Raw genomic sequence first — 17,973 nt, 5'->3', positions numbered from 1 at the left:
ATTCACAAATAAAGAATGTTTTTATTTGTGAAATAATTAATATCTTTTTGTACTATCAAATGAGTAAATCCTAATAATGGGGACTTATTGATCAAGTTTGTAAAAAGTACGGATCGAATTGTGTACAAATAACACAGGCAGATCGGCTCAGACGTTCCAGCTCACCTAACAGAATCTCTATGTAAAAACTTTCCGAAAAAGACCTTCTTTAAACTGTTGAACCGGCTTCATGGGAATGCCGACGATTGACTTTTCGTATCCGTGCTTAAACGGTTAACCAAGTTCCCGTTACATTTTTTAACCTTAAATTTTAATCTATGAGATTTTCTACTGAATGGATATCTCGTGTCATCTCACGAGGTGTGTTTTCACTTGGTCTGATCCTCGCTACGGTCATTGTCGCCAATGCCCAGAATGCGATCAAGGGTAAGATCAAGGACGAACAAGGACAGCCACTGCCCGGTGTAAGTGTTGTCGTCAAAGGAACGACAGCCGGTACAGTAACCGACAATGAGGGTGTTTACAATGTAAGTGCTGAAAGGAATTCAACCCTTGTTTTTTCATTCATAGGCTACCTGACGCAGGAAATAGCGGTTGGTAGCAAAAACAGCGTTGACGTAACGCTTGCAGTTGACACCAAAGCACTGGAAGAAGTGGTGGTAGTGGGCTATGGTACCGCTAAAAAAGCCACGCTGACTGGCTCGGTGACAGCCGTAAAAGGTACCGAGCTTCAGAAAGCTCCTGCGGCTAACCTTTCCAATACACTTGGTGGACGACTTCCTGGTATTTCTGCTGTACAAAGCAGTGGCGAGCCGGGGTATGATGGTTCAGCCATTCGTATCCGGGGAACTAACTCTCTGGGAAACAGTAATGCGCTGATCGTTGTGGATGGTGTACCAAACCGTAGTGGTGGCTTGGACCGGATCAACCCAGCCGACATTGAAAGTATTTCCGTCTTGAAAGATGCGGCGGCCGCGATTTACGGTTCACGTGCAGGTAACGGAGTAATTCTTATTACTACAAAACGCGGAAAAACAGGCAAACCGCAATTATCGTATGACATGAATTTTGGGGTATCACAGCCGACCCGTACGCCCGAAATGTCGAATGCATCTGAATATGCGACCATCCGTAACGAATTGCAAATCTATGATAACCTTCCGGTTGGCGAGTGGCAAGGTGCTTTGACAGGATTTAACACAACCGGATCTTACAAAAGAGTTGATAACGGAAACGTGATCAATGCTGTTTTCAATCCGGACGATATGAAAAAATTCGCTGACGGTACCGATCCATTTTTACACCCAAACACAGACTGGTATGGTTCTGTTTTAAGAAAATGGGCACCTCAGCAACGTCATAATGTACAGCTTACCGGTGGTAGCGACAACATTAAATACCTTGCTTCACTAGGTCACATCAATCAGGATGGATATTATGTGAACTCGGCTACTGGTTACAAACAGTATGATATGCGTATCAACCTTGATACCAAAATCAACAAATATGTAACTGCAAACCTGGGTCTGACACTTCGTGAAGAGTATCGTCACTTCCCAAGTGGTGGTAACAGTGCCGGCGCAATTTTCCGGATGTTAATGCGCGGTAAACCAACTGAAATGGCAATCTGGCCAGACGGACGTCCGGGACCAGATATTGAAAACGGTCAGAATCCAGCGGTGATCACGACCAACACGACAGGTTATAACGACGACAAAAGAGATTATATCCAAACAAATGGAGGTCTTGAAATTCAGATTCCGGGCGTACCAGGTTTGAAAGTGAATGCAATGGCCGCGCTGGATAAGCAACATCGCCGTCAGAAAAACTTCGAAACACCTTGGACGCTTTTTTTCTGGGATAAAAAGACCTACGAGGCAGATGGAAAAACGCCATTCCTGACTGGAACTGTTCGCTCGACTTTCAAAGACCCGCGTGTGAGAGAAAGTGCTTCACAAGAACTTTCGATCCAGCTGACTGGTCAGGTTTCCTACGAGAAATCGGTAGGCGGACATAATTTCAACGTCATGGCCGGTATTCAGCGTGAGAATGTTGAGGCGGATGGATTCTTCGCATTCCGTCGCTACTTCATTTCCCCGGTAGTCGACCAACTCTTCGCCGGTGGTACTGCCGAGCAGGATATCAACAACTTCGATCTTTACAAAAGAGCACGTTTGAGCTATTTTGGACGTGCCGGCTACAACTTCAAAGAGAAATATCTCGCTGAATTCCTGTGGCGTGTGGATGGTTCGTATATTTTTCCTAAAGACGGACGCTTCGGTTTCTTCCCGGGGGTATCGGCTGGATGGAGGGTTTCAGAGGAAGATTTCTGGAAAAACAATGTTCGTTTCATGAACAATGTGAAAGTTCGCGGATCATGGGGTCAAATGGGTGCTGAACCTTATTTCCTTGGTACTGAAACACTTGCTGAATACCAGTATCTGTCGACAATGGGCTTTGGTAGCTACATCATCAATGATCAGGTTGCCAAAACTTTGCTCGAATCACGCGTTGTAAACAAAGCATTTACCTGGGAGGTTGCAAACAACAGCAACTTCGGTATCGAAGGTACTTTGCTGAATGACAAGATCTCATTTGAATTTGACTACTTCGTAAACAACCGTTCGAACATCCTGATCCCAAAAACAGGTACAACTCCTTCATCTGCTGGTATTGATGGAAAACTTCCACCTCAAAACTTAGGTAAACTGCAGAACAAAGGATGGGAATTCAAAGTGAGCTATGATGGCAACGCGGGCGATTTTATCTATTCTGTAAGTGTAAATGGGGGTTATGCCAAAAACAAGATCAAATATTGGGATGAAGTACCGGGAGCACCTTCTTATCAGCAGTCAACCGGTATGCCGTACCAATCATTCCTTGTTTACTCATTTGACGGAGCATTCAGAGATCAGGCGGAAATCGATGCCAACAAACTTGATTACTCACCGATTACAGGTAACCTGAGACCCGGTGATATGAAGTTCAAGGATATCAATGGTGATGGAAAGATCAGCGCGGATGACCGTATCCGTACGGAAAAAGTACAGCGCCCATGGTTTACGGGTGGTGCAACTGTCAATCTCGGATACAAATCGTTTGACCTGACTGTTTTAATGCAGGGAACATTGGGCGGCTTGCAGGTTGTGGGTCTAACAGAATCGGGTGACATTGGTAACTACCTGAAATATGACTATGACCATCGCTGGACCATTGATAACCCAACCGACAAATATCCACGTTTGACAAACCGTAACAACCGTTACTACACAAACACAGGCCAGGCTGGTATCAACGATTACTTCTTGAAAAGCAACAATTACCTGCGGATCAAAAACATCGAATTGGGATATAATCTGCCTACGGAGATCGGTTCAAAAATCGGTTTGAGCAACCTGCGTATTTACGTAAATGGATTGAACTTGGTGACCTTCGATAAAATCAAGGTTTGGGATCCGGAATCTACCAACACCAGCGGCCAGTATTACCCACAGGCAAGAGTTGTGAGCGCAGGTTTACGTTTAGCATTTTAATGAAAACAAATATGAAATTTAGCTATAAAAGTTTATTTGTAGTTGCGGCGATGATTGCGGGTGGCTTGTCATCATGCGACACGGATTTTTTGGATGTGACGCCACCAACTGAAATCCCTACAGAAGAAGTTTGGAAGGAGGGAGCGCTGGCGGAAGGTTTTGTAACAGGTATTTACGCCGGACTTCAGCAAGGTGGTTTGGGTGAGCAAATGCTTGCTTCATTGTCAGATGAAGCAGTATTCACCCACACTGGCCGGAACATCAATACCATCAATGAAGGTAGTTTAAGTCCTTCCAACCTCGGCTGGGTAGATGATACCTACGGCTGGGGCCCTATGTATACACGGATTCGCGCCGCCAATATCGCGATCGCGAATCTGGGAATAGCTACATTTACCGACGCCGTTTTGAAAGACCGTTTAAAGGGTGAGGCGTATTACATGAGAGCTTATTACTACCAGCAATTGCTACGTTATTACGGCTCTGTTCCATTGATCAAAAAGGTTTATCTGTTGAACGAAGATTATACCGTTCCCCGTAATACATACGATGAATGCGTGAAGTCTATCGTGAGCGATTTGGACAGTGCTGCTTTGCTATTAGATGGAAAGACGCTGGTAAAAGGCAGAGCAACTAAAATAGCTGCCTTGGCACTCAAATCCCGGGTATTGCTTTACGCGGCCAGCGATCTTCATGATATACCTACTGCAAAAGCCAAGTCTTCCGTGATTTCGGGATATGCAAATCCGGAATTTCTCGGATACGTTTCAGGCGATCGCGCTGCCCGGTGGACGGCGGCACAAGCTGCTGCAAAAGCCGCTTTGGACGCCAGCAACAAAGGTTATAAGTTGGATTTAACGGCTCCGGTATCAAAAGAGCAGGGAACGTTGAACTATATCTCTATGGCGATGGCGGGGGCAAGTGCGGATAAGACACTTGACGCGGGCGGTGCAAACGAGATAATTTTTGGAAGGTATTTTACACCGAGTCTCGGTGAAGGTGCGCGTCAGACAGGTTTGAATAACGGACCCAATGGTTACCACAACTGGGCTGGTAACACACCTATCGGAGCGCTGGTGGATGATTACCAGATGATGGACGGAACGCCGTTCGCCTGGACCAATCCAACGCATAAAGCGGCACCTTACGTGAATCGTGACCCGCGTTTCTATGCGACTGTTATGTATGATGGGGCACCCTGGAAACCACGTCCGTCGGATGCAAAAGATCCTGCAAATCAGGTTCAGACCGGAACCTATGACCTGTTGGACGATAAAGGAGCATTAATTAACCGTAAAGGATTGGATATGCGCAGCAGCTCGATCGAAGACTGGAATGGCAGCCGCTCCGGTTACTATATGCGCAAATTTATTGATCCAAACCCTGCATTGTACGACAACACGGATCGTCAGAACATTCCTTGGCCTTTCCTTCGCGTTACCGAATTAGTGTTTAACTACATCGAGGCGAGCATTGAGCTTGGACAAGAAGCAATTGCACTTGATTGGCTGAATAAAATCCGCTTCCGTGCGGGAATGCCTGCGATCAAAGCTACCGGCGCTGCTTTGAAAGAAGCCTATCGCCAGGAAAAGCGCATTGAAATGGCTTACGAAGAACAACGCTACCACGATGCACGTCGCTGGATGATCGCTCCGACTACCCTGGGCCGTCCTTTGCAGTATATCAGCGTAATTGGGGTGTTCAAGCCGGGCAAATCCATGAAAGAACCTTACCATTACGATCCGACGGTTTACGATTACACATACACTCCGGTGGAAGAGAAGTCGCACGAGAACCGTAAATGGGTGGACAAAATGTACTTCCGTCCGTTCAGCCGGGATGAAATCAACAGAAATGCCAAACTGTTACAAAACCCCGGGTACGATAAATAGTTACTCCGTATTTGGCTAATTTTACTGAAACTATGCCTTTCCATAAAGGCATAGTTTCTTTTTTCTATTCCACTAATCTTCGTAGCGTATTATGAAGCGAATGAAAACCTGGAAAACAGGTGGTGTCGTTCTGATGATTTGCCTGATATCTTTTGGCTGCAACAAAACTTCTAAAAATGAGGAGACGAATGTGCCGGATAAAGGACCGCCCCTTTTTACTTTATTGAATCCTGAAAAGACCAAAGTCGATTTTGCCAATACACTCACGGAGGGTTTGAATACCAATGTGCTGATGTATGAATACTTTTATAATGGCGGCGGTGTTGCGGTAGGTGACCTCAATGGCGATGGTCTTGATGACATTTACTTCACAGGTAACATGGTGCCGAACAAACTTTACCTGAATAAGGGGAAAATGGTGTTTGAAGACATTACCAATGTTGCAGCAGTAGGAGGTAGGGAACATCCGTGGAAAACGGGGGTGACCATGGCAGACGTGAATGGAGACGGAAAACTGGATATATATGTATGTTACTCCGGAAATGTATCGCCGGAAAGCCTAAAAGACCAGCTCTTTATAAACAAAGGAAACAATGCAACGGACATTCCTCAGTTTGAAGAATCGGCTGAAAAGTATGGGTTAGGCAGTCCAACCAACAGTACGCAAGCTGCGTTTTTCGATTTTGATAATGACGGTGACCTGGATATGTTTTTATTAAATCATAATCCAAAATCGCTTCCCATTCTGGATGAAGCCAGCACAGCTGACATATTGAGAAAAGACGATCCGGTTATTGGCGTACGCCTTTTCAGGAATGATCAGAAAAATGGCAGCGACCCAAAATTTATTGATATTACTGTAAAAGCGGGCATTCACAGCTCGCCGCTCACTTACGGATTAGGGATCGGGATTGCGGACATTAACCAGGATGGCTGGCAGGATATGTATATTTCAAACGATTATTCCGTCCCGGACTTTTTGTATATCAATAACAAAAACGGCACATTCACCGACGTAACCGACGCAGGCATAGGCCATACTTCCCATTCCTCCATGGGTAACGACATTGCAGATTTCAACAACGACGGCTTACCGGACATTTTCACGCTGGATATGCTGCCCGAAGACAATCGCCGCCAGAAGTTGCTGGCCGGGCTCGATAATTACGAGTTATTTGATTTCAATGTAAAAGTTGGGTTCCGGCATCAGTACATGCGAAATATGCTGCAGCTGAACGAAGGAATCAGAAATGGATCACAAACGCCCGTATTTTCGGAGATCGGGCAACTTTCGGGCGTTTCGAATACAGACTGGAGTTGGGCATCGCTTTTTGCGGATTTCGATAATGATGGCTGGAAAGACCTGTTTATTACAAATGGTAACCTGCGCGATTTTACCAATATGGATTTTGTCAAATTCATGGGCGATCATTTGAAGCGCATAGAAGGTCAGGTTAAACGAGAGGACGTGCTGAACCTGGTATATCAGATGCCTTCTTCAAACATGAAAAATTATCTTTTCCATAATCGCAAAAATCTGACATTCAGTAATGTAGCAGATGCCTGGGGCGTGGGTGAAATTTCAAACAGCGGTGGCGCAGCTTATGCTGATCTTGATAATGACGGAGACCTGGACCTGGTCGTAAACAACATCAACAAACCTGCTTTTATCTATCAAAATGAGGGAGATAAGGTTTTTAAAAACAATTTCCTGAAAGTAAGACTTCATGGTGAGGGAAATAACACGCTGGGAGTAGGGGCGAAGGTGACGATCTACCGGAATGACCAAAAACAATATCTCGAGCAAATGCCGACACGGGGATATCAGTCCAGCGTTTCGCCCGTATTGCATTTTGGATTAGGTAAAGAAACCGCCATTGATTCCCTCGCTATTTCCTGGCTTGACGGGAAAAAGCAGGTGATCGTTTCGCCAAAATCCAATGAACTTTTAGTAATAAATGAAAAGGATGCAAAGTCCGGGAATTCTGTTACAACTACTTTGCAACCTGCATTTACGGCTGTAAAATCGCCTGTAACCTTCAAAAGTCCGGCCATCAGGACAAACGATTTTAAACGGCAACCTTTGTTGATCAACCCGATTTCTTTCTCGGGACCCTGTCTCAAAAAAGGCGATGTTAATGGGGATGGTCTGGAAGATGTCTTTGTTGGCGGAGGCCCGGGCGAAGCTGCGAAATTATACATTCAACAGAAAAACGGCGCATTTACAGAAAAACCGGTTCCCGCATTCGACGCAGATAAGCAATGCGAGGATACGGATGCATTGGTTTTCGATGCGAATGGCGATGGGTTTCCGGATTTGTTTGTAGCAAGCGGCGGTTATTCCAGTTTTATGCCGGAAGATCCGATGCTGCAAAGTCGGCTGTACGTGAATGACGGAAAAGGCAACTTCTCAAAAAGTGCCTCTGGCCTGCCAAGAATGCTAACCAGCGTCAGTTGCGTGCGTGTTGCCGATATCAATGGAGATACGAAACCCGACTTGTTCGTAGGTGGACGCGTCATTCCGGGAAGGTATCCAGAAACGCCACGAAGCTACATTCTGATCAATGATGGTAAGGGAGTTTTTACCGATCAAACGAAGGATTTTAGTCCGGAAATCGAACGGATCGGACTGGTGACCGATGCAGCCTGGACAGACTTGAATGGAGATAAAAAGCCTGATTTGGTAATCGTGGGAGAATGGATGCCGGTCACTATTTTCATCAATGAGAATGGGAAATTAACCAATAAAACAACGGATTATTTTGACAAACCATATCATGGATGGTGGAACAAATTACTGCTGGAAGATTTGAATGGAGACGGAAAAACAGATCTGCTGATCGGTAATATGGGATTGAATACGCAATGTAAAGCTACTGATCAACAGCCTGTTGAAATGATCTATAAAGATTTTGACGATAACGGTTCGATCGATCCGATCATGAGTTTTTACATTCAGGGGAAAAGTTATCCATATGTCACCCGCGACGAAATGCTCGATCAAATGAGTATCATGCGCACTCGCTTTCAGGATTACAAAAGCTACGCGGATGCCACAGTAAAAGAGATTTTTACACCGGAAGAGCTGGAAGGCGCGAAGGAATTGAAAACCACTTTCCTGGAAACTGCTTATTTCGAGCGTACCGATGCCAAATTCAAGTTGAAGGCGTTACCATTGCAGGCTCAGATCTCACCGGTTTACACGATTACATCCCTGGATTACGATCATGACGGCAAGAGGGATCTGCTTCTTTGCGGAAATATCAGTAAAGCCAGACTGCGATTCGGGAAATACGATGCCAATTATGGTGTTTTACTTAAAGGAAATGGGAAAGGAAATTTCACATATGTTCCCCAGGAGAAGTCCGGATTTGCGCTGAAAGGCGATGTGCGGAGCGTTCTTCCGATCGGAAATAAATTGTTATTTGGTATTAATCAGCAAGAAATCAAAGCTTATCAACTTGGCAAAGTTCAGTAACATTCTCCTTTTTGCGATTTTCACCTGCATCGTTTTTGGCTGCAGGAAGAAATCAGAAACTACAAATCTGGCCCCCGAAACCATCGGGCAGGTTACCCTGCAAATGACCGACGTGATGGTTCATGATGTCACCAATCCACCTTTGAGTGCCCGTTTCTTTTCGTATGCATGCCTGGCCGGGTACGAGGTACTGGCCCAAAATGATCCGGCTTATAAAAGCATGCACGGCGTGTTAAATGGTTTTCCGGTCATTACAAAACCGGCAGTGGAAGACTATTCATACCAGCTTGCTTGTGCGCTGGCGATGCTGGAGACCGCAAAAAAAATGCAGCCGTCGGGCGCGCTTTTGCAAAAGTACCAGAACAAGCTGATCGACTCGTGCCGGACGCTTGGCTTTGATGATGCAACGATTGCGGGTTCACAGCAATATGCGTTGGAGATCAGCAAACAGATCCTGAAATACGCGAAAGCAGACCGGTACAACCGGATCAGTAACTTTCCTCGATATGAACCTACCGGCCTCGCAGGTCACTGGTATCCTACACCTCCGGGCTATTTTCCTCCGGTCGAGCCTTTTTTTAAGACAATACGCCCATTTACATTGGATACCGTTTCCCAGTTTCAGTCAAAGCCGCCGATTGCATTTTCTGAAAGTAAGAGTTCGGAGTTTTACAAATTAATGAAACTGAACTACGATGATAAGGAAAATCAGGAGCACAAGGTCATTGCTGCTTTCTGGGATTGTAACCCGTTTGCTTTGGAAAATAAAGGGCATTTGCTGGTAGGGATGAAAAAAATCTCTCCGGGAGCGCATTGGCTTGGGATCACGGACATAGCCTGCCGCCAGTCGAAAGCAGATTTCGGAAAGACCTTATTGGTAACCATGTCCGTATCAATTGGTTTAATGGACAGTTTCATGACCTGCTGGGACGAAAAATACCGAAGCAACCGCATTCGTCCCGAAACAGCGATCCGTAAATTCATTGATCCGACCTGGAAACCCTTTTTACAAACGCCGCCGTTTCCCGAATATCTCAGTGGACATTCGGTGATTTCTGCATCGTCGGCAGTGATCCTGACCCATTATTTCGGCGAAAATTTCGCCTATACCGATACGGTGGAAGAACGCTTCAACCTGAAAGCCCGCAAGTTCAAGTCATTTGAACATGCAAGCCAGGAAGCCGCCATTTCCCGTTTTTACGGCGGCATCCACTTCATGGATGCCATTGATAATGGCGTAGTTCAGGGAAAAGAAGTCGGGAAATGGGTAATTAAGACTTTGGAAGGAGGTTTTAAATAGCATCCAATTCTGTCGCAAGAAACAGGTTCAAACTAATGACCTTCACCCCGTGCGACGCATTGTATGAATCGCACGATGGTGTGATGATAAATTTGTGCAGTGGAGCCAAATCATCTGTGCAGCTTAAGAATCCCTTTGAAACAGTTGGTGAGTTACTCAATTTAATTTCAATGCAGGCGATTGGCGTAATGCCTCTCACCAAGACAAGATCACATTTCGCGCCCGCCTGGGTTCTGTAAAAAAACATGTCCAGCTCGTTGGAAAGGCATTGAGCGATTTGCTCGATCACATATCCTTCCCAGGATTCCCCGACTCCGGGGTGGCCGGGCAGCTCCGCCGGATTCGAAATGTTAAGAAAACGATGTAAAATACCGGTGTCACGAATATATATTTTCGGAGATTTTACTAATCGTTTTTTTCCATTCACGAACCATGGATGGAGCCGTCTGACAAGATAACCTCCTTCCAGAAAATCGGTCTTTCGATCATTCTCAAAAGCACAATTTAACCTAGTAAATCCAAAGTTGAACTTTTGATTTACTAGGTTAAGTATTTAAAAGGCGTCGAAACACCTTCAAGTAATTGGTTAGTAAAACGATAACCCACGTCAAATAGCTGCTTTGCTTTTCTGAAATCAAAAAGGCTGAATTTACTTAGTTCGGGCGGCTCGATTTGCAGGTTACATCTGAGAAGACGTTCGCGGGTTTTGCTATGCATAGCCAGGATCAGGCTTCGGTATATGATTTCGGTCGTGCCTTTTAATGGTTTATCAAGATTAAATGGGTTGCAGTGACTTCCGATCAGGTAATCGACTTCATTTTGAATGGATTCTACCGGAAGGTTATTTAATACGCCGCCATCGACCAGTTCATGTCCCGCAAACTTAATCGGGCTGAAAAGACCCGGGATGCAGCAGGAAGCGAGCAAAGGCAATGCGAGTTCACCGGTTTCGAATAATACTTCTTCGCCCGATACGACGTCTGTGGCATTAATTACCAAAGGAATTTTCAGGGATTCAAATGCATTTTCCGGAATGTATTGGCAGATGATAGTTTCAATTCGGCGGATATGCAGCAAGCCGGTGGAGCCAAAGCCGGGCCGCAGGTACGGAAAGAATTTTGTTTCAATCAGCTTTTCCAGAATTTCATCTGGCGTATAGCCATAAGCGATCATCGCGCCGACAAACGCCCCTGAGCTTGTGGCACTAATCTTGTCAAAGACAATACCATGCCCCTGCAAAGCTTTAATCACGCCAATGTGAGCGATCCCACGCGCACCGCCTCCCGACAAAACCAATCCTGTTTTCATCCGTTAATTTTGAATAAAATCGGATAGCGCGCCGCGCTCCTTAATCCGTATCCCTTTCTCCGTTTGCTCCACCATGGCAGCCTGGTAGATCGGGTCGTGCTCGAAAAACAGGATGTGATTTTCTTTCACCGCATTTTGCAGAACCAGTGTTTTTTCATCCATTGTTTGCAACGGCCGCATATCGTAGCTCATGATCCAGGGAATGGGGACGTGAAAAGACGATGGGATCAGATCGGCGACGTAAATGATCTTTTGACCATTGAAATCCAAAACCGGCAACATCATTTGCTCGGTATGGCCATCCACATACAGAAAATCGACCAATGGAAACGGAGAAGTTCCTTTTGATATAAATTGAAGCTGACCCGATTCCTGTAATGGAAGAATATTTTCTTTCAGAAACGAAGCTTTCTCTCTGGGATTCGGATTCGTGGCCCATTCCCAGTGCGACTCGTTCGACCAATAAGTTGCGTTTGGGAAGGTCGGAAGCAATCTGGAACCATCGGAACTGAACTTCACCGCGCCACCCACATGGTCGAAATGCAAATGGGTTAAAAACACATCCGTCACATCCTGAGGCCGATAACCTTTTTTTTCAATCGACGAAAGCAATGTATCGTCTCCATGCAAATCATAATGCCCAAAAAATTTCGCATCCTGTTTGTCACCCATTCCCGTGTCAATCAGTATCAGTTTGCCGGCATGTTCAATGAGTAAACAGCGCATAGCCCAGCTGCACAGGTTCTTTTCGTCAGCCGGGTTGTGTTTGTTCCAAAGCGATTTAGGTACTACGCCGAACATCGCGCCGCCGTCAAGTTTGAAAAAACCGGTATCAATGACATTTATTTTCATACAAAAACAGACTTTTAACCGCTAAAAAAATGGTAATTCTAACGCAATTCAACATACCATTATTTTCCCGAACTTTAAGGAAACACAATTCATTAATTCTCCTTTCAATCCGTGGGTTATTTAGTATAATGCAATGCAAAAATTGGATATATATCAAAACCTAAAAATGATATATTGAATTTCATTCATTAAGCAATATAAAATTTGCATTGGTTGATCTTCCTGATTAATTTCCGATTGTTCCATTCTTTTCTCACCAACTTCACATGAACCGTAGAAATTTTTTTGAAAAGGCCATTCCTGCAACTTTTGCGTTGGGTGCCGTGGCGACTTCCTGCGTCCCTAAAACTCAGCTGTACTATCCGGATAAGCATTTTCATATCAGTCGGGGATACCATCAGATTCCCAAATTAAGGCTTTCGATGGACCGGATCGTGAAGGAAACTGTGGGGTTGCGTCCATTCCGGGCATCCGGGCCACGACTTGATGTGGAGCAACTCGGCAACAAAACCCTTATACATAATTATGGTCACGGGGGAAGTGGCTGGTCGCTTTCGTGGGGAACGGGTAACATCGCGAGAAACAATGTGCTGAAAACCGGCGAGAAGAAAATTGCATTACTGGGCTGTGGTACCGTGGGCATTGCAACAGCCCGTTTGTTGCAGGAAAGTGGTTGTGAAGTAACCATTTACACAAAAGACGTCCCGCCAAACATTACCAGCAATCTGGCCACAGGCACCTGGTCGCCGGCATCACGGGTTTGTGACAAAAAAGTGGCCAGTCCCGATTTTGAAAAAGTCTGGGAAGAAGCGACGCGGTTTTCATTTCGCCGGTTCCAGTTTTTGCTGGGTATGAGTGACATTGCCTGCTGGGCCGAAGAATATGGTGTTTTTAACGAATCGCCCGTTTACATTCCGGGAGCAGGTGGGGAAGATTTCGAAATCGAGGGATTAATTCCTGAACGCATTAAACTGGAAGCAAAGGAACATCCATTCAAAGCTGGCCACGTAACCAGGAGATCCAACATCATGTTTAATATACCTACTTATCTGAGACATCATTTGCAGGATTTTACGATGTTTGGAGGAAAAGTCAAGATCCAGGAAATTAAAAAACTGGAAGATATTGATGCACTTCCCGAAAAAGTGGTGGTGAACTGCATGGGGCTCGGTGCAAAACCCGTCTTTAATGATCAGGAACTTACGCCGGTTTCGGGCCAGCTTTCCTGTCTTATCCCGCAAAGTGATGTCAATTATAAACTTTACACGCAAGGAGCCAATTTCATCTCACGAAAAGACGGCATTTACATTGGCAGTAATGGCATTGTGGGTAATTGGGATACTACTCCGAGCAGGGAGCAAACGGAGAAAACAGTGGGTATACTGATGAAGCTGATGGAAGATATGAAGGGTTAATCCTGCAAATGGTACCGCCTCCGGATCTCGTTGATCAGGAATTTTTTGTGGCCTGTAAAACTCTCGGGATGCATGGTCAGAAACAAGTCCTGCCATTCCTGAAAACGGGCCAGATCTGCCTTTTTGAATGCATCCGAGTCGATTTTCTTAGCCTTTAAATATTCTTCAAATTCCATTGCAACGATTTTGTGTGCAATATATCGCTTTAAAATTATATGCTGCTTATCGATTGTTTCCGTTATTAGATGGAAAAATAAGAATCAGGCATAAATGAAAATTGATTTACGCAGCGACACGGTTACCCGCCCGACGCTTGAAATGCAACGGGCAATGTGGGCCGCGGAAGTCGGGGACGATGTTTTGGGCGACGATCCCACCGTGAATGCATTGCAGGAAAAGGCAGCCAAACTTTTCGGAATGGAAGATGCGCTGTTTTGCCCGTCGGGGACAATGACCAACCAGCTCGCGATTCGCGTGCATACGCAGCCAGGCAGCGATGTGATTTGCGACAAGTATTCACATATTTATCTGTATGAGGGCGGGGGCATAATGCTCAATGCACTTTCGTCGGTAAAATTACTGGAAGGTGATCGGGGCCGGATTTCTGCAAAACAGGTAGCCGAAGCAATAAGCCCGGAAAACGACATTCATTCGACATTAACACGGTTGGTTTCGCTGGAAAATACCATGAATAAAGGTGGTGGTTGCTACTACGATTTTGCGGAGATCAGGGCGATTCGGAAAGTTTGCGATGAGAAAAACATTCCATTACACCTGGATGGGGCGCGCCTTTTCAATGCGTTGGTTGAAACCCGTGAGAGTACTTTGCAGTATGGTCAAACGTTCGACAGTATTAGTATCTGCCTTTCAAAAGGTTTAGGTTGTCCCGTTGGTTCTCTTTTACTCGGGACAAAGGAGGTGATCAATAAAGCGCGGCGATTCCGTAAGGTAATGGGTGGAGGCTGGCGTCAGGCTGGTTTTCTGGCAGCTGCCGGCATTTATGCGCTCGATCATCATGTGGACCGTTTGAAAGAAGATCACCAGCGCGCGCGGGAGATCGGGGCGATGTTTTTTAGTAAACCCGAAATTGAGGAAGTTTTTCCGGTGGATACCAATATCGTGATCGTTAGGCTTGCCCCCGGATTGTCGGAGGCGGATTATGTGAAAAAACTGGCTGATGCCGGAGTATATGCCGTGGCTTTTGGAAAAGGTCTTGTGCGGTTTGTCACTCACCTCGATTTTACGGATTCACACCTCGAAGAAATGCGGAAAGTAATAGCCAGGTTTTAACCGGGCTATATTTCCGGAATTGTTTCTTCGTACTCATATTCAGAATTAGGTCCCTGATAAATGACCATCATACCAGCCAGATCTGCCACATAGGTATGGATCCCGGCAGCACCTATTTCACGTAGGAAAGTCGGATAATCCGTTACACCTTCCTGGTTCCGCTTGATTGCCGCCTTCACCGCTTCGAGTTCGAATGTTTCGGCACATTCGAATTCCGGCATGTCTCCGCTGATAATCAATTTGTCACCGGTAACGGATGTATAGGTACGTTTGTGGTTCGTTACCTTCACTTCATAATTGTCAACGCCGATTGCTTTGAGGTTTTTTATGAAGTATGGAAACGGTTGCCCCTCTGCACGCTGCTCCGCAGATTGGATAAGTTCATCGGTTAATTCGATCAGTTCCATAGCTCTATTTTTTTGCTTAATAATTAAAATGCCATGCCAGAAGTTACTTAAATGGCATTTCTAAGAAATTCGGATGTTTTTTAAAGCCGGTACCCATTCGTCCCGGTTGCATACCGGGCAGATTGCGCTACCCGTTTTTTTGTCTTCTGTAAAACCACAAAACGAACAAGAATGGTGGCCATCTTTGAAAATAGTCTTGTTCTTTTTGGAGTATAATTCAGGCAAAACCGGCAACCCGTACTTTACCTCATCTTCTTTATAAAAGAAAATACTTACTTCCCCGGAAGGTTCAAGATATGCATTCCGGATCTGCCCCAGGTGCTCAATGCTTTTGACCCTGAGTTCTGAGAAAAACTCATCCTGTGCCAGCGTTTCTTTGGCAAACTCGGTCACCGAGAAACGTCCTTCGTGGATCAGACATACAGTTTTTCCCTCAATCAACTTCTCAAACCATTCACTTTTGCCGGTAAGCCAGGTAACAACCCTGTAAAGAGAAATGATCGTCGCAAAAACGACCAGTGCAGGAACAATGCCCACATCTTCATAAAACATCGGATCGCCCGCTGCCGATCCCAGCGCAATAATGATCACAATCTCAAAGATCGATAATTGCCTGACACCACGTTTGCCTGTTATTCGGAGCGCAATCAACAGAAATGTGAACATGACGGTCGATCGCAGTATAACTTCTACTACAAAAATGGGCGGAAGGTCGTTAAACAACATACGCTCCCATTCCAGGATTTCCTTCATTGAATGTCAGGTAGAATATGAGTGGTGATCCAAATAAAAAGATGTTACTGAACCAGTTGGTTGGTAAGTAACATCTTTAAAGTAGTCATTTTCAGATAACGATGCAGACTAATGTGCGATATCGTCATCTTCCGGATGGTGTACGATCAGCGAGCTCCGGGTGTCCAGCTTACTGATCATTTCGTTGGACATCGCATCGGCATATACGCCATAGCTACTCACCAACGTACCTTTCAGTCCGTCTTTTGATTCAATGGCATATAAAATCGACATATCGGACGGATCCGTCATTCCTTCAAAGCGATAAACCTGTACGATGTCAAAATCCTCCGGCGATAACGTAAGACAAATACCGTCATCTTTATGGATTTCCAGTGAATGGGCCGTTATGTTGAAATCATAGGTAAAACCCTGTTCTTTCAAATCTTCAAGCGTCTCTACCAGCGTATCTGGTTCCGACATATGTTTTTCGCTGGGATTCGGTTTTTTTATCTTATCCTGATCTGTTCCTTGCAAGTCCATAATCAATTGTGTTAAAGGTTATTGATAGATTTTTTTCACACCTCAGAAGGTATGATATATGTTAAATTACCGGAAAGCGATTGCTATTTCAAGCATAGTCTGTCAGAAATCGACAGCATGGTTTATACGTCCCCACGTGAAAAAAGTATGCCTTGATGAATGCACCTTGGAATAGCAGAAAGCGCTAAATCAGGTGCGTGGATTGTGAGGTGCTTTGACCTCAGTTTGTCTTAATATGTAGAACCAAAACTTGTGTCATTTACTGCGGCCGGTAGACGAGCTGACCGGAATTGTAGGCTGCAAAACACCCCAAACCGCCTTTTATGTTGGTAAAAATGAGAGAGGGCTCGATGAATGGATTATCGGAACTCCCGCGCATTTCGAGTGAACGATGGTAACGAAAATAATTTCCGTCCGTGTTATACACTTCCATGGTCACCGATATAATTTTGCTTCTTGGCTGGACCGTAAACTTGTTCCCATTCCCATAATCGAAGGTTACAGGCTGCGGCAATCGCGATCGTCCGATTGGAGATGAGAAAGACGCACCGTCCAGATTACTGTCACTTTGGAAATCGTTTCTCCCGATTGTTTCATCCCAGTTAAAATTAAACCGGTTTCGTACCCTTTTCTCCTTAAAAGTTTCCGCGCTCGTTCCTTCGGGAATGCTGTATTCCAGATCAACCGCGGCATGTACCCGGTAAAAGTTGGTATCTATCTTAATATCGTCCCACGTCATTTTAACTGTCAGAGCGGCATCACCATCCAGTTCTCTTTCGATTGTGGAAGTATCGATTACGTATGATTTGGCAATAACCTGTCTCGCAGGAACTTTGCAGCTTGAACTTACAGATCTCCGACCATCGGTTACGGTCAGGTAATAGGTTTTGGCAGCAACAATTGGAAACAGGGCCTTATCCAGGCTATATAACTGACTGGCGGTGTCATAAGGAACGATCGCTTCTTTTGCGCCGTCAGAAATTTTCACAACCGCATTACGGATCACGCCACCTGTTGCCGAAGTTGATCCGAAAACCGGAACCGATTCAGTTACAACGACATTAATGCGGGCGGATTGGGGGGAAATAAATGACTGGACAACCAGCTTGGATTCAGTAGGTGGTAATTTGGACGGATCGACATCTGTGATCAGCGACTCGCAGGCGGCAAATGTAATCGCAGAAAACAGCAGGAATATGTAGGCAAATTTCGTCATCAGCAGT

14 protein-coding genes are annotated in these 17,973 nt (G+C 45.2%); 6 read left to right on the top strand and 8 right to left on the bottom strand.

Going from position 1 to position 17,973, the window contains the following annotated elements; all coding sequences use genetic code 11:
• Positions 1-317: 317 nt before the first annotated feature.
• The 4 genes from LZG72_RS16995 (at position 318) to LZG72_RS16980 (ending at position 10,203) form a co-directional block, all read left to right on the top strand.
• Positions 318-3,533 (top strand): TonB-dependent receptor, encoded by a 3,216-nt coding sequence (locus tag LZG72_RS16995; protein ID WP_233875236.1) that lies wholly within the window; start codon positions 318-320, stop codon positions 3,531-3,533.
• A gap of 11 nt (positions 3,534-3,544) precedes the next feature.
• Positions 3,545-5,425: a RagB/SusD family nutrient uptake outer membrane protein gene (locus LZG72_RS16990; protein WP_233875235.1), complete on the top strand. Its 1,881-nt coding sequence runs from the start codon at positions 3,545-3,547 to the stop codon at positions 5,423-5,425.
• Positions 5,426-5,525: 100 nt separating this feature from the next.
• Complete coding sequence (locus tag LZG72_RS16985) at positions 5,526-8,903, top strand: VCBS repeat-containing protein (protein ID WP_409017717.1); 3,378 nt, start codon at positions 5,526-5,528, stop codon at positions 8,901-8,903.
• Positions 8,887-10,203 (top strand): vanadium-dependent haloperoxidase, encoded by a 1,317-nt coding sequence (locus LZG72_RS16980; protein WP_233875233.1) that lies wholly within the window; start codon positions 8,887-8,889, stop codon positions 10,201-10,203. The genes LZG72_RS16985 and LZG72_RS16980 overlap by 17 nt, the downstream gene beginning before the upstream one ends.
• Here the strand turns inward: LZG72_RS16980 and LZG72_RS16975 are convergent.
• The 3 genes from LZG72_RS16975 to LZG72_RS16965 all read right to left on the bottom strand — a co-directional run bounded on the left by LZG72_RS16975 (position 10,196) and on the right by LZG72_RS16965 (position 12,363).
• Positions 10,196-10,672, bottom strand: a complete 477-nt coding sequence (locus tag LZG72_RS16975) for a DUF4143 domain-containing protein (protein WP_255701053.1) — start codon at positions 10,670-10,672, stop codon at positions 10,196-10,198. The two genes, LZG72_RS16980 and LZG72_RS16975, sit on opposite strands and share 8 nt — an antisense overlap.
• Before the next feature lie 71 nt (positions 10,673-10,743).
• A complete protein-coding gene (locus LZG72_RS16970; RefSeq protein WP_233875230.1) occupies positions 10,744-11,511 on the bottom strand; it encodes a patatin-like phospholipase family protein in 768 nt (255 codons plus the stop codon).
• Between the two features lie 3 nt (positions 11,512-11,514).
• Positions 11,515-12,363, bottom strand: a complete 849-nt coding sequence (locus LZG72_RS16965) for an MBL fold metallo-hydrolase (RefSeq protein ID WP_233875228.1) — start codon at positions 12,361-12,363, stop codon at positions 11,515-11,517.
• 266 nt (positions 12,364-12,629) lie between these two features.
• On the opposite strand from LZG72_RS16965, the gene LZG72_RS16960 reads away from it, so the two are divergent.
• Positions 12,630-13,778 (top strand): FAD-dependent oxidoreductase, encoded by a 1,149-nt coding sequence (locus LZG72_RS16960; RefSeq protein WP_233875226.1) that lies wholly within the window; start codon positions 12,630-12,632, stop codon positions 13,776-13,778.
• Here the strand turns inward: LZG72_RS16960 and LZG72_RS16955 are convergent.
• The gene (locus LZG72_RS16955) at positions 13,775-13,954 is read right to left on the bottom strand and encodes a hypothetical protein (RefSeq protein ID WP_233875225.1); all 180 of its coding nucleotides are present in this window, start codon (positions 13,952-13,954) and stop codon (positions 13,775-13,777) included. The genes LZG72_RS16960 and LZG72_RS16955 overlap by 4 nt on opposite strands.
• Before the next feature lie 94 nt (positions 13,955-14,048).
• Between LZG72_RS16955 and LZG72_RS16950 the strand changes: the two genes are divergently transcribed.
• The gene (locus tag LZG72_RS16950; RefSeq protein WP_233875223.1) at positions 14,049-15,068 is read left to right on the top strand and encodes a low specificity L-threonine aldolase; all 1,020 of its coding nucleotides are present in this window, start codon (positions 14,049-14,051) and stop codon (positions 15,066-15,068) included.
• Between the two features lie 5 nt (positions 15,069-15,073).
• On the opposite strand, the gene LZG72_RS16945 is transcribed toward LZG72_RS16950, so the two are convergent.
• The 4 genes from LZG72_RS16945 to LZG72_RS16930 form a co-directional block, all read right to left on the bottom strand.
• Positions 15,074-15,475: a DUF1398 domain-containing protein gene (locus LZG72_RS16945; protein WP_233875219.1), complete on the bottom strand. Its 402-nt coding sequence runs from the start codon at positions 15,473-15,475 to the stop codon at positions 15,074-15,076.
• 60 nt (positions 15,476-15,535) lie between these two features.
• Complete coding sequence (locus LZG72_RS16940) at positions 15,536-16,228, bottom strand: DUF421 domain-containing protein (protein ID WP_233875216.1); 693 nt, start codon at positions 16,226-16,228, stop codon at positions 15,536-15,538.
• Positions 16,229-16,336: 108 nt separating this feature from the next.
• Positions 16,337-16,750 (bottom strand): hypothetical protein, encoded by a 414-nt coding sequence (locus LZG72_RS16935; protein ID WP_233875214.1) that lies wholly within the window; start codon positions 16,748-16,750, stop codon positions 16,337-16,339.
• Positions 16,751-17,009: 259 nt separating this feature from the next.
• Positions 17,010-17,966, bottom strand: coding sequence for a DUF4249 domain-containing protein (locus LZG72_RS16930; RefSeq protein WP_233875211.1), 957 nt, complete (start codon positions 17,964-17,966; stop codon positions 17,010-17,012).
• Between the last annotated feature and the right edge of the window lie 7 nt (positions 17,967-17,973).

Source organism: Dyadobacter sp. CY323 (genome assembly GCF_021390245.1).
Classification (GTDB): domain Bacteria; phylum Bacteroidota; class Bacteroidia; order Cytophagales; family Spirosomataceae; genus Dyadobacter.
Note: the sequence above shows the minus strand (reverse complement) of the source record. Positions and strands in the feature narration are given on the sequence as shown.